Source organism: Serinicoccus sp. JS2-9 (genome assembly GCF_059025165.1).
The window spans coordinates 1,235,341-1,247,418 of sequence record NZ_CM180091.1 but is presented as its reverse complement, the minus strand read 5'-3'; the positions used below and the strand labels follow the sequence as shown (position 1 = coordinate 1,247,418).

Below are 12,078 nucleotides of genomic sequence, written 5' to 3'. Positions count from 1 at the left end.
GCGGCCGGTCACGGCATATCGCGCGGCCGGTCACGACATATCGCGCGGGCGGTCGATCAGGCGAGGCGCAGCAGAGCGAGCGAGAGCACCATGAGGACCGCGCCCAGCAGGAAGCCGACGAGGGGCCCCGCCGGACGCGCCTGGTAGCGGCGCGCCGCCGGGAGCAGCTCGAGGAAGCTGACCGCGATCATCATCCCGGCCACCAGCGCCAGCGACAGGTCGATCCAGTCACCGGGGAGGACCAGGCGCAGCACGGCATACCCGAGCAGGGCACCGAGCGGCTCGGCGAGGCCGGAGAGGGTGGCCCACCAGAGCGCCCGGCGGCGGTTGCCGGTCGCGGCGTAGATCGGGGCGGCGACGGCGACCCCCTCAGGCACGTTGTGGATCGCGATGGCGAGCGCCAGCACGAGCCCGCCGGAGGGCTCGCGCAGCGTGGTGAGGAAGGTGGCCAGACCCTCCGGCAGGTTGTGCAGGCCGACGACAGCGGCGAGCAGGAGCCCGCTGCGCAGCAGGTGCACGTCGAGTTCGCCTGAGCGGACCCGGCGCAGCTCCCCTCCCCCGCCGACCTGGGAGGGGTCGATGTGGTGCGGCATCTGCCGGGAGAGCAGCGCGACCACTCCGGCCCCCACGGCCATGGTGCCGAGCACCCAGCCGAGTGCGGCGCCTGGGGAGCCTCGCGCGGCCAACGCGGCCACCGACGCGGGGGCGATCTCGACGACCGAGATGCTGATCATGAGGCCGGCAGCGAACGCCAACGAGGACGCCAGGACCCCCGGCCGCAGGGTGAGCGGTCGGGTCCCGAGCCAGCCGCCGACGCAGGTCGACAGGCCGGCGAGCACGGTGACGAGCAGGGCGAGCGCCACGGCATACCTCCTCGGGCCGACAGGACGGTCGCAGTATGCCCGACCGCCCCCGGCGAGGCCCGGCCGCGACTGCTTGGATGGATCCATGCCTCCCACGCCTCCCGGCCTGCTCGTCTCCGCGCCCGCCTCCGGGGTGGGCAAGACCACCGTCACCCTGGGCCTGCTGCGAGCCCTGCGCGACGACGGGCTCGCCGTGCAGGGGTTCAAGTCGGGGCCGGACTACATCGACCCGGCCTTCCACCGGGCGGCCAGCGGGCGCGACTCCTTCAACCTCGACACCTGGGCGATGGGCCCGGCGCTGCTCGCGGCGATCGTCGACCGGGCCTCCGGGGCGGACATCGGGGTCGCCGAGGGGGCGATGGGGCTCTTCGACGGGGTCGAGCGGCCCGGGCGCTCCGGCGGGGGCACCGCCGCCGAGACCGCGCAGTTGCTGGGGTGGCCGGTCGTGCTCGTGATCGACGGCTCCGCGCAGGCGCAGTCCGCCGGGGCGGTGGCGCTCGGCTTCGCGGCCTACGCGCCTGAGTTGCCGATCGCCGGCGTCCTCGTGAACCGGGTGGCCAGCCCCAAGCACGAGCGGCTGGTGCGCGCCGGGATCGAGCGGGCCGGGCTGCCCGTGCTCGGCGTCCTCCCGCGACGCCCCGAGCTGACGCTTCCCGAGCGCCACCTGGGCCTGGTCCAGGCGACGGAGAATCCGGACCTGGAGGCCGCAATCGCCGGATGCGCAGAGCTGGTCCGCGAGCACGTCGACCTCGACGCGGTGCGCGCTGCCGCGCGGGAGGCGAGCACGGGTGGGGTGATCCCGTCCGGCTCGGACGCGTCCGGGCCGGGCGAGGGCATACCGGAGGGGCACCTGCCCGGGGGACGCGGGCAGCTGCCCGAGCCGCCGGCGCAACGGATCGCCATCGCGCGCGACGAGGCGTTCTCCTTCACCTACCCGCACCTGCTGGAGGGGTGGCGCGAGGCCGGGGCGCAGATCCTGCCGTTCTCGCCGCTCGCCGACGAGGCGCCCGACGCTGAGGCCGACGTGGTGTGGCTCCCCGGGGGCTACCCCGAGCTGCACGCCGGGCGGCTCGCCGCGGCGACGACCTTCCGCGACGGCCTGGTCGAGCACGCTCGCACGCGCCCGGTGCACGGGGAGTGCGGCGGCTACATGGTGCTCGGCGAGGCGCTCGTCGACGCCGACGGGGTGCGCCACCAGATGGCCGGTCTGCTGGGGCTGGTCAGCAGCTACGAGAAGCGCAAGCTCCACCTGGGCTACCGCCGGGCCACCCTGCTCGGGCCGGTGGCGGGCTACCCGGCCGGCGCGGAGCTGCGCGGCCACGAGTTCCACTACTGCCGGGTTGTGGAGTCACCGGACGAACCGCTGGCCGAGGTGGTCGATGCGGATGGGTCGGACGTGGCCGATCGCGGGTCGCGGCGCGGGCGCGTCACCGGCAGCTTCTTCCACCTCATCTCCGCCGAGGTGTGATCCGGGGCGGGGTCCACGGCGTCGAGTCGGGGCCACCTCGCGGGGGAGGCACGGGCGCGGCACGATGAGGGGATGCGGATCACGGCCGAACAGGGCGACCTGACCGAGGCGCACATCGATGCCGTGGTCAACGCGGCCAACTCCACGCTCCTGGGCGGCGGCGGGGTGGACGGCGCGCTTCACCGGGCGGCCGGGCCCTCACTGCTCGAGGAGTGCCGCCGCGTACGCGCGGCCCGGTGGCACGACGGGCTGCCGGTCGGCGAGGCGGTGGCGACGGGTGCGGGCGACCTCACGGCGCGCTGGGTGATCCACACGGTGGGGCCGAACCGGCACCGCGGCCAGACCGACCCGGATCTGCTGGCGTCCTGCTTCCGGCGCAGCCTGGAGGTGGCCGATCAGGTCGGGGCCACCTCGGTGGCCTTCCCGGCGATCAGCGCCGGGGTCTACGGCTGGGACGCCGCCGAGGTGGCGGACGTGGCGGTGGCGACCGTGCGGCATACCGAAGCGGCGGTGCCGGGGATCACCGAGGTGCGCTTCGTGCTCTTCAGCGAGCCGGTACTCACGGCCTTCGAGGCCGCGCTGACACACTAGATCCCCACACGACGACGGTCTCGCGGCGTGACGAACGCGCGTCCGGTGCGAGGGGGGGCAGGGCCACGACCCGCACCGAGAGCCTCGCCTGCCCACTTTGGCAGCCTCATCTGCTCGATCCGACAGCCTGCCCTAGTCGGTCCGGGCGCGCCGGGCGGCGGCGTTGAGGAGGTCTGCGGCCCGCGCGTCGGCCTTCGCTGCACACTGTGACTCTTGCTGCAGGAGCGCGCCATAGGTGAGCGTCGACTCCCGCGCAGCCTCAGCATCGCGCGCGAGCTCCAGCAGCCACTGGGAGGTGACCGCCGCGTCCTGGATCTCACCCAGGGCCTGGGTCACCTGCTTCCAGGCCCGCGCGCGCACAGTGACCTGGCGGCCGAAACTGGGCTGGAGCGCCTTGGCGGCATACCGTGCGGCCTTGGCCCGCTTGCGGGCGTCGTGCAGCCTCCGGGTGCGCTCCTCCCCCTCCGTGCCTGCGGCCAGGTCCCAGGCCTGGACGGCGCGCTCGGCAGCGCGGTCGACGAGGGGCGGCAGCACCCGCCTGGCACGCCGGCGAGCGCGTCCGCGCCACGGCGGCTCGGCCACCAGGTGACGCAGGTCGCCCGCCAGCGCGGCGTAGCGCGGCGAGTCGAGTGCCGCCCCGACGGCGGCATGGGCCGGGGTATGCCGCGCGGTCGCCGCGACCTCGACCCGCTCCCGGACCGGCCCACTCACCTGCTCGGCAGGGATCTCGTCGAGCTGACCCAGGACCCGGTCCCTCATCACCTCTGCGTCCCGGGCCGCGCCGAGGACGTGGGCCAGCCAGCGCAGTTCGTCACGGAGTGGATCGGTGACCTCGCGGTCGAGCAGCCGCCGGAAGGTCCGCAGCGCCGATCGCAGGCGACGGGTCGCCACGCGCATCTGGTGCACGGCGTCCGGCTGGTCGGCGCGGACGTCGTCCTCGCGGCCGACGATCTCAGCAACCTGCAGAAGCAGATGCTCGCGCACGACGTCTGCGGCCGGACCCGACCGCCGGGGTCCCCTCCCGTCGGCTGCCCGGGTCGGGCGGTCGCCCAGTGCTCGACCGAGCTTCGAGGGGGTCGCCACCTGAGGCACGCCCTGGCGACCGAACTCCTCGGTGATCCGGTCGAGCAGCGCCTCGTCTCCCTCGACCAGCTCGACCTCCAGCTCGCGCCACGACTGGCCCGCCGGCTGCGCCCGCACGTCGTCGTCGCAGAGCTGGGCGAGGACCTGTCCCTCCGAGCCGGTCAGGTCCACCTCGACACGGTATGTCGTGAGCGTCGCCGCGGGAAGCAGCGCCGCCTGGGGCCCGCGGAGGCTGTCGCCGCCGTCGTCGGGCTGGTCGCTGCCAGCGGTGTCGACCCCGTCGGAGTCCACGGCGCCCGCATCTCGCAGGGCCGCGAGGGCCGTCTCCTGCAGCTCCTCGGGCACCTCGAGGACGTCGGGGCCCCAGGTCAAGGGTGCGTGGAACTCCAGGCGGCGGCCCTGGTCTGCCGGGAGCTTCAGGTGCCACCCCTCATCGGTGCCGCCCTCCCGGCGACGGAGCGTGATCCGGTGCCGGGCCAGCAGCAGCTGCGGGGTGTCGACGTACACCGCTCGCATCCGCAGGGGTCGGCCCTCCCCGACGCCGACGATCCCGCCGAGCCCGGGCAACGGCGCGTCGACGGAGATGTCGAACTTCCGCTCGATCTCGACGTGCGGCATACCTGGCAGTATGCCGCGCCGACCCGCACCCCCGCACCGACAGCCTCGCCTGCACACTCCGGCAGCCTCGTGGGCGCACTCCAGCAGCCTGGTGTGCACGCCCGCGACGCCCGAGGCTCTCGGACCGCACATGCCAGGCTCTCGGACTGAACAGTCGAGGCTCTCGGACCGAACAGTCGAGGCTCTCGGTCGTAGGTTGTCGTCATGGCGTCGCCCGACCTCACCCATACCCCCGTCCTCACCGGCGCCCTCGTGGAGCTGCGTCCGACGACGGCCGCCGACGTGGAGCGGCTGCATACCCTGATGGCGGACGGGGAGGTCGCCCGGCTGACCGGGTCGATCCACGCCGACGACGAGAACGACGATGAGCGGTGGACCGTCGCGCAGTTGCAGGAGATCTATGCGCGCTGGGCGACCGATGACGACCGGCAGGTCTGGTCCATCCTCGAGCGCAGCACGGGCAAGGTGGTCGGGGAGAGCGTCCTGCTCGACCACGACCCGGGCAACCGGTCGATCGGCTTCCGCGTCTGGATCAGCGGGGCCCGGGACCGCGGGCTGGGCACCGAGGCGACGCGGCTCACTGTCGACCACGCCTTCGCCGGGCTGGGCCTGCACCGGGTCGAGCTGGAGGTCTATGCCTTCAACCCGCGCGCACGGCGGGTCTACGAGAAGGTCGGCTTCCGGCTCGAGGGGACCAAGCGGCAGGCGCTGCGGTATGCCGACGGCTGGGTCGACTGCCACGTCATGGCGATCCTCGAGCAGGACTGGCGGGCTGCCGCGACCTCGGCCTGAGCTCCTCGGCCTCCTCTCCGCCGGCGCTGGAGGAACCGGGAGTGACCACGGGACAGCCCGACCTTCCTCGGCGTCTTTCCCGATGAAGGTCGGGCTATCCCGTGGTCACTCCGAGCGGCCGAGCGTCTCCGGCGCGCGGAGCCAGACCAGCGCTCCTCCAGCGGCCAGCACTCCGGTGAGGGCCAGCGCCGGGCCGAAGCCCATGCTGTCGACCACCAGCCCGACGAGCACGGGCCCCAGGATGACGCCGACGTCGGTCGCCATCTGATAGCTGGACAGCACCGTGCCGCCCTTGCGGTCCTGCCCCACGATGTCGGCCAGCGCCGCCTGCTGCGCCGGGTTGACGAATCCTGCACCGATCCCGGAGAGCAGGCTGAGCCCGAAGAGCACGCTGAGCGAGGCGGGCGTGCTCAGGCCCGGGAGCAGCGCGAGACCGAGCAACCCGAAGGACACCGCCGTCGTGAGCATGCCGACGACGATGAGCGGTCGCCGGCCGTGCCGGTCGGCGACCCGGCCCGTGACCTGCAGCGTCGCCGCGGTGCCGATCGAGGCGACCGTGAGGGTCGCGCCGGCCGCCCAGGGCCGGTCGAGAACCGCCGCGGCCAGCAGCGGCACGATCGCCATGCGCACCCCGAGATTGCTCGCGCCGTTGGCGAAGCCGCAGAGCAACGCCGCGCGGTAGGCCCGGTCGGCCAGCGCCTCCCGCACGGTGAGCACCTGCCGCTCGGCGTCCTCCGGCGCGGGCCGCAGCCGCGCCCCGCTCAGCCCGAGGCCGACCACGAGGGCCGCGATGACGAGCGCGACGGCATACACGACGAAGGGCACGCGCAGCCCCCACTCGGCGATGAGGCCACCGATGACCGGGCCGAGCATGCTGCCGACGATGAAGGCGCTGCCCCACAGCGAGGAGACCCGACCCCGGATCGACGGGGGCGCGAGCCGCACGACGAGCGCGAGCGCGGAGATCGTGAACATCGTGGAGCCGATGCCGCCGAGCCCCCGGAAGACGAGCAGCTGCCAGTAGGTCTGCGCGAAGGCCGTCGCCAGGGCCGAGATCGCGACGATGAGCAGGCCGGTGAGATAGACCGGACGCTCCCCGAGCCGCTGGACCAGCGCGCCCCCGGCGGGGGCGAAGACGAGCCGGAAGAAGGCGAAGGCCGAGACGACGATCGCGGCCGCCGTGGTGCCCACGTCGAAGGTCTGGGCGAAGCCGGGAAGGACCGGTGAGATCAGGCCGAAGCCGACGGCGATGACGAAACTCGCGCCGACGAGGATCCAGATCTCGGAGGGTATGTGGACGCGCTCGTCCGTGGGCGCGCTCACCCGCGCCTCAGGTGCTCGCGCAGATAGGGCAGCGCCACGTCGACGTAGCCGTGTCCTGCCGGGACGATGAGCTCGCGCTCGATCAGCCGGGTGCGCAGCACGTTGGCGTGCTGCTTGGACACGCCCAGCCGGGTGACGAGCTCGCCGGTCGAGCTGGGCCCGTCGTCGACGGCCATCTCGCGCAGGTAGTCCCGCTCGCCCTGCGGCACCTCGCGCAGCGCGGGAGTGTGCACGAGTCTGCTCATCCGGTCGATGACGATCGATCTGGTGTCGGCGACATCGCGCTCCGTGATGACCTCGCCGCTGCCGGCGGCCCGCCAGGCGTGGTAGCCCACGAGCTGGAACAGGTAGGGATAGCCGTGCACCAGCTGGACCAGCAGCTCGACCGCCGCAGAGCTGATCACCCGACCCGCTCCCCGCACGGTCTGGACCACGGCGTCGGACACCTCCGTCGCGTCGAGCTGCCCCAGCTCGACCCGCTCGGCGCGGCGCAGGAAGGTCGAGCCCTGTTGCGCGAGCAGGTTGCCGATGCCGGAAGGGAGCCCGGCCGCCACGAGCGCGACCTCCCGCTGGTCGCGCACCAGGTGCTGGTAGGCCGAGGCGAGCCCGGCCAGGTCTGCCGCGGCAGCAGCCTGGACCTCGTCGAGGGTGAGCAGGATGCCGGTCCCGTGGCCCTCGGCGATATGGGCCAGCCGGTCCAGCATCGAGCCGAGGTGGGGGGCGACCGGGAAGGCCCGGTCGGTCTCGGTCGCGATCGAACCGACGGCGCTGATGCTGCCCCCGGTGACCCTGGTGGTCTCGGCCCTCGGGTCGTGCTCGGTCAGCAGCGCGGGCAGGAGGGTGTCTTCGAGCTCGGCCAGCAGACCTGGGCCTTCCGGCAACCGGATCACGTGCCACCCGCGCGTGCGGGCCCGCCCTTCCAGGGCGTTGAGGATGACGGTCTTGCCGATGCCGCGCGAGCCGCTGATGAGCAGCGAGCGCATGGGCGAGCCAGGCCCCTCGTCGAGGCCGATGTCGAACTCGTCAAGCACGTCTTCTCGCCCCACCAGCACCCGCGGACTCACGCCGAAACTGGGTCGGAACGGGTTGTCCCCCTGCGTCACCAGAACCCTCCTCTCCGCCTCATCGTCGTCATTATACTTGTTATACTTTGCGAACACGGTTTTACTTGTTCTACTCCCTGTGGAGCCAGGTCAGGTCATGGCTCCTGTCTACCTGTCGCCACCGACCAACCCGGCGAAGCGGGGCAGGTCGATATTGCCTCCGGTCAGCACGACGCCGACGCGCTCGTCTGCAGGGAGCGGCGGGCGTCGTCGCCCGCGGCCGGCTCCACGCCATACACCCGGGTCCGTGGGGAGATCGCGTGGGCGGCGAGGATCGACCCCGACAGCAGACCTCCTCCGCCCAGCGGGGTGACGACGACGTCGAGCTCGCCGACGTCCTCGAGCAGCTCCTTGACGGCCGTGCCCTGCCCGGCGATGACGTGCCGGTGGTCGTAGGGCGGGACGACGGTGGCGCCCCGCTCCTCGGCGATGGCTCGGCCGATCGCCTCGCGATCCTCGGTGTAGCGGTCGTAGCGCACGACGTCGGCGCCATAGCCCTGGGTCGCGGCGACCTTGAGCGCCGGCGCGTCGTGCGGCATGACGATCGTGGCGGGTATGCCCAGCTCACGTGCCGCGAGCGCGATCGCCTGGGCGTGGTTGCCGGAGGAGTAGGCGACGACCCCGGCGGCGCGCTGCGCGTCGTCGAAGGCCGAGAGCGCGGTGTAGGCGCCGCGGAACGTGAAGGCGCCCACCCGCTGCAGGTGCTCGGACTTGAGGAGCACCCGGCAGCCGACCAGCTCGTCCAGGCGCCGCGAGGCGAGGACCGGGGTGCGGTGGGCGACGCCGTTCAGGACCCGGGCGGCACCCTCGACGTCGGCGAAGGTCGGGAGCTGCGGCATACCGGCAAGACTGCGGCACGACGTCAGGCTTCGGCAACAGGACCGTAAGGAATCGGCAACACCTGTGGGGCGACCCGCGCGGCAGGGTCAGGGGTATGAGACGCACGACTGTGACCACCAGCCTCGCCGCCGCCGCCATCGCCCTGGTGGTGGCCTCCTGCGGCACGACCGATGACGCCACCGACGCCTCGCCTGCCTCGACGGAGGAGATGAGCGAGGAGATGACCTCGGAGGACATGGACGGCGACATGACCTCGGAGGACATGGACGAGGACGTGACCTCGGAGGAGATGGACGAGGACATGACCTCGGAGGAGATGGATGAGTCCGACGACGACATGGAGGAGTCGGAGGAGGCGATGGGCTCGGAGGAGATGATGTCCGGCTACGTCGACTATGCCGACTACGCCGCCGACCCGGGTGCCTACGACGCCGACGACGGTGCCGTCGTGCTCTTCTTCCACGCCGACTGGTGCCCCGACTGCCGCGCGACCGACGAGAGCCTGACGGGCAATGGCGTCCCCGACGGACTGACCGTCGTCAAGATCGACTACGACGAGATGACCGAGCTGCGGCAGCAGTACGGCGTGACGCAGCAGCACACCTTCGTGCAGGTCGACGGGGAGGGCGAGGAGGTCGCGACCTGGACCGGCTCCACCTCTGGCGAGGAGATCCTGGCCGAGACGGAGAGCTGAGGTGATCGCCCTCCTCGGCGCGCTGGTCGCCGGCGTCCTGACGACGCTGGCGCCCTGCGTGCTGCCGCTGCTGCCCGTCATCGTCGGCGGGTCGCTGCGCGGGGGCGACGCCTCCGCCGCGGGACAGACGCGACGGGCGCTCGTCGTCTCGGCGTCGCTGGGTCTGTCGGTGGCGGTGTTTACCTTGGCGCTCAAGGGGACGACGGCGCTCATCGGAGTGCCGCCCGGGGTGTGGAGGTGGAGCTCGGGTGGACTGCTCATCGTGCTCGGGAGCGTCATGCTCTTCCCGGTGCTGTGGGAGCGCGCGAGCGCCGCCCTGTCCCTCGCCTCCCGCAGCCATGCCGGGCTGCACGGAGCGCAGCAGCGTGACGGGATCGGGGGGCAGGTGCTGACCGGGGCGGCGCTCGGGCCGGTGTTCTCCTCGTGCAGCCCGCTGTATGCCTATGTCGTCGTGACCGTGCTGCCGGCCGAGTTCGGCTATGGGCTGGCGTTGCTGGCGGCCTACTGCGTCGGGCTCAGCGGGACGCTGCTGGTCGTGGCGCTGGCGGGGCAGAAGGTGATCCGGCGACTCGGGTGGGCGGCCGACCCGCGGGGCTGGCTGCAGCGGGGCCTCGGGCTGGTCTTCGTGCTCGTCTGCGTGGCCGTCGGGCTCGGCCTGGACCGCGAGCTGCAGGCCTGGATCCTGGAGCACTCGCCGATCGCGCCGTGGGAGCTGGACTCCGGCTTCATCCCCGAGCGCTGAGCGGGAGGCGGACCGTCAGGACCGAGCGCGGGGCAGTCGGCATCCAGCGCTGGGCGACGCTGGGCGGTCAGGTCCGTGCGTGCAACGGCGGGCGGACCGTCAGGTCCGCTCGTGCAGTGGCAGGCGGACCGTCACCCGGCAGCCGTCGCCGGCGTTGACCAGATCGACCGACCCTCCGGCGTCCTCGGCCAGAGCCCGGGCGATGGTGAGCCCCACCCCTGCCCCTGCACCCGACTGCGCCGACCGGGCGGTGGATCCGCGCCAGCCGGGCTCGAAGACGCGGGCCAGGTCGTCGGGCGGGAGTCCGCCGCAGCCGTCCTCGACGGTCAGCACGGCGGCTGCGGCGTCCGGCTCGACGCGGACGTTCACGGCGCCGCCCGGCGACGTCTCGCGGACCGCGTTGCTGATGACGTTGGCCGCGACCCGTTGCAGGTGACCGGGCACGGCGCGGACCGGAGTGGGCGCGGACGTAGAGGCGTCGGACAGCAACGAGTGCGACGGCATACCGAGCCTGACACCGGCTTCCGCCGCCACCGGCTGCTGGCCACGGACGACGCCCGCGACCAGCTCGCCCAGGTCGAGGAGCTCGCGGTCACCTCCGGCGGTGCCGCTGCGCAGCCGGGAGACCTCGAGCAGGTCGTCGACCATGCCGGTCATCCGGTCCGCCTCGGCACGGATGCGGCGGTGGTAGTCGCGCGGATCCGCGCTCACCCCGTCCTCGAGCGCCTCGGCCATCACCCGGATAGCCGACAACGGCGTGCGGAGGTCGTGCGAGGCCCAGGCGACCATCTCTTGCCGGCTGCGGGCGAGGGCCGCCTCGCGCCGCTCGTCGGCAAGGCGCTGCGCGCTGTCGCGGTCCATCCGCCGGACCGCACGGAAGAGCAGCACCCCGATGGCCAGGGCGACGGGGATCGCCGCGGCGAGCACGAGGGCCACCAGGGTGGAGTCGTGCTCGGAGAGAAACATCGCCCGGCTGGTGACGACGACGCCCGCCGCGACGCTGGCCACACCGACCACCGGTCCGAGCAGCGTGGCTGCCGCCGGGGAGCGCCGGGCGACGAGCAGGGTCGCCGCCGCGCCCGCGACCCCGACGGCACCCGCGGTGCCGGCCGCCAGGACCACCGCCTCCACCTCAGGTCGCATCGTCGTCCTCCCGGGCCCGGTCCCAGCGGTAACCCTGGCCCCACACCGTGCTGATCCGGGTCGGCTCACCGGGGTCGATCTCGACCTTGCCGCGCAGCCGCCGGACGTGCACCGTCACCGTGGATCGATCCCCCACGTCCCAGCCCCAGACCTCACGCAGCAGGTCATCGCGGGTGAGGACGACACCCGGGTGGGTCACGAGGTGGGCCAGCAGGTCGAACTCGCGTCCGGTGAGCAGCACCTCGGCGCCAGCGCGGGTGACGCGCCGACCGGCCAGATCGATCTCCAGGTCGCCGTCGCGGACGACGCCCCGCCCACGCGGATCCTCGGCGGGCCGGTCACCCGCGGCACGTCGGAGCAGGGCCTGCACGCGCAGCACCAGCTCACGGGCGCTGAACGGCTTGGTGACGTAGTCGTCCGCGCCTACCTCCAGGCCGGCGATCCGGTCCTCCTCGGTCGACCTCGCGGTGAGCATGATGACGGGCACCCGCGGGTCGACCGCGCGGATGCGCCGCAATACCTCGAAGCCGTCGATACCCGGGATCATGAGGTCGAGGATCACCAGGTCGGGCCGCACGTCGGGGAAGGCGCGGACCGCGACGAGACCGTCGGCCGCCTCGTGCGTCGGGAAACCGGCGCGGTGCAGATAGGCGCAGATCACCTCCCGCACCGTCGCCTCGTCCTCGACCACCAGCACCGTGCCCACGAGGGGAGGGTATGCCGTGCCGAGGCGCAGAGGTGTGACGAGCCGGTGACGGCCGGCTCGCCACTCTCCCAGCGCCCCACTCTCCGGACCGACCACGGGATAGCACGACCCC

At 73.1% G+C, this 12,078-nt stretch carries 12 protein-coding genes; 5 read left to right on the top strand and 7 right to left on the bottom strand.

Translation table 11 applies throughout. The features are described from left to right. Window positions 1–56 precede the first annotated feature (56 nt). On the bottom strand, window positions 57–950 hold the full coding sequence (locus AC5PYY_RS06255; protein ID WP_493898923.1) for a ZIP family metal transporter: 894 nt from the start codon (window positions 948–950) through the stop codon (window positions 57–59). Here AC5PYY_RS06255 and AC5PYY_RS06250 point away from each other — a divergent pair. After that, complete coding sequence (locus AC5PYY_RS06250) at window positions 949–2,331, top strand: cobyrinic acid a,c-diamide synthase CobB (RefSeq protein WP_493898922.1); 1,383 nt, start codon at window positions 949–951, stop codon at window positions 2,329–2,331. The two genes, AC5PYY_RS06255 and AC5PYY_RS06250, sit on opposite strands and share 2 nt — an antisense overlap. 72 nt (window positions 2,332–2,403) lie before the next feature. Then, complete coding sequence (locus AC5PYY_RS06245; protein ID WP_493898921.1) at window positions 2,404–2,922, top strand: O-acetyl-ADP-ribose deacetylase; 519 nt, start codon at window positions 2,404–2,406, stop codon at window positions 2,920–2,922. 132 nt (window positions 2,923–3,054) lie between these two features. Here the strand turns inward: AC5PYY_RS06245 and AC5PYY_RS06240 are convergent, their stop codons facing one another. Beyond that, window positions 3,055–4,623 carry a CYTH and CHAD domain-containing protein gene (locus AC5PYY_RS06240; protein WP_493898920.1) on the bottom strand — a complete coding sequence of 523 codons (1,569 nt, stop codon included), beginning with the start codon at window positions 4,621–4,623 and terminating at the stop codon, window positions 3,055–3,057. Between the two features lie 204 nt (window positions 4,624–4,827). On the opposite strand from AC5PYY_RS06240, the gene AC5PYY_RS06235 reads away from it, so the two are divergent. Beyond that, a complete protein-coding gene (locus AC5PYY_RS06235; RefSeq protein ID WP_493898919.1) occupies window positions 4,828–5,415 on the top strand; it encodes a GNAT family N-acetyltransferase in 588 nt (195 codons plus the stop codon). Between the two features lie 105 nt (window positions 5,416–5,520). Here the strand turns inward: AC5PYY_RS06235 and AC5PYY_RS06230 are convergent, their stop codons facing one another. The 3 genes from AC5PYY_RS06230 to AC5PYY_RS06220 form a co-directional block, all read right to left on the bottom strand. Next, window positions 5,521–6,738, bottom strand: coding sequence for an MFS transporter (locus tag AC5PYY_RS06230; RefSeq protein ID WP_493898918.1), 1,218 nt, complete (start codon window positions 6,736–6,738; stop codon window positions 5,521–5,523). Further along, window positions 6,735–7,841, bottom strand: coding sequence for an ATP-binding protein (locus AC5PYY_RS06225; RefSeq protein ID WP_493898917.1), 1,107 nt, complete (start codon window positions 7,839–7,841; stop codon window positions 6,735–6,737). The genes AC5PYY_RS06230 and AC5PYY_RS06225 overlap by 4 nt, the downstream gene beginning before the upstream one ends. A gap of 164 nt (window positions 7,842–8,005) precedes the next feature. Beyond that, window positions 8,006–8,680 carry a pyridoxal-phosphate dependent enzyme gene (locus AC5PYY_RS06220; RefSeq protein ID WP_493898916.1) on the bottom strand — a complete coding sequence of 225 codons (675 nt, stop codon included), beginning with the start codon at window positions 8,678–8,680 and terminating at the stop codon, window positions 8,006–8,008. A gap of 95 nt (window positions 8,681–8,775) precedes the next feature. On the opposite strand from AC5PYY_RS06220, the gene AC5PYY_RS06215 reads away from it, so the two are divergent. Then, window positions 8,776–9,375 carry a thioredoxin family protein gene (locus AC5PYY_RS06215; RefSeq protein WP_493898915.1) on the top strand — a complete coding sequence of 200 codons (600 nt, stop codon included), beginning with the start codon at window positions 8,776–8,778 and terminating at the stop codon, window positions 9,373–9,375. 1 nt (window position 9,376) lies between these two features. Further along, window positions 9,377–10,117 carry a cytochrome c biogenesis CcdA family protein gene (locus AC5PYY_RS06210; protein ID WP_493898914.1) on the top strand — a complete coding sequence of 247 codons (741 nt, stop codon included), beginning with the start codon at window positions 9,377–9,379 and terminating at the stop codon, window positions 10,115–10,117. A 99-nt stretch (window positions 10,118–10,216) separates the two neighbouring features. On the opposite strand, the gene AC5PYY_RS06205 is transcribed toward AC5PYY_RS06210, so the two are convergent. After that, window positions 10,217–11,260 carry a sensor histidine kinase gene (locus AC5PYY_RS06205; RefSeq protein ID WP_493898913.1) on the bottom strand — a complete coding sequence of 348 codons (1,044 nt, stop codon included), beginning with the start codon at window positions 11,258–11,260 and terminating at the stop codon, window positions 10,217–10,219. Next, complete coding sequence (locus AC5PYY_RS06200) at window positions 11,250–11,966, bottom strand: response regulator transcription factor (RefSeq protein WP_493898912.1); 717 nt, start codon at window positions 11,964–11,966, stop codon at window positions 11,250–11,252. Before AC5PYY_RS06200 ends, AC5PYY_RS06205 begins: the two co-directional genes overlap by 11 nt. Window positions 11,967–12,078 lie beyond the last annotated feature (112 nt).

Bases quoted from the DNA above. Each gene is read 5' to 3' on its own strand.
- AC5PYY_RS06255 (WP_493898923.1), bottom strand. From the start codon at position 950: ATGGATCCATCCAAGCAGTCGCGGCCGGGCCTCGCCGGGGGCGGTCGG.
- AC5PYY_RS06205 (WP_493898913.1), bottom strand. From the start codon at position 11,260: ATGCGACCTGAGGTGGAGGCGGTGGTCCTGGCGGCCGGCACCGCGGGT.
- AC5PYY_RS06245 (WP_493898921.1), top strand. From the start codon at position 2,404: ATGCGGATCACGGCCGAACAGGGCGACCTGACCGAGGCGCACATCGAT.
- AC5PYY_RS06215 (WP_493898915.1), top strand. From the start codon at position 8,776: ATGAGACGCACGACTGTGACCACCAGCCTCGCCGCCGCCGCCATCGCC.
- AC5PYY_RS06235 (WP_493898919.1), top strand. From the start codon at position 4,828: ATGGCGTCGCCCGACCTCACCCATACCCCCGTCCTCACCGGCGCCCTC.
- AC5PYY_RS06240 (WP_493898920.1), bottom strand. From the start codon at position 4,623: ATGCCGCACGTCGAGATCGAGCGGAAGTTCGACATCTCCGTCGACGCG.
- AC5PYY_RS06250 (WP_493898922.1), top strand. From the start codon at position 949: ATGCCTCCCACGCCTCCCGGCCTGCTCGTCTCCGCGCCCGCCTCCGGG.
- AC5PYY_RS06220 (WP_493898916.1), bottom strand. From the start codon at position 8,680: ATGCCGCAGCTCCCGACCTTCGCCGACGTCGAGGGTGCCGCCCGGGTC.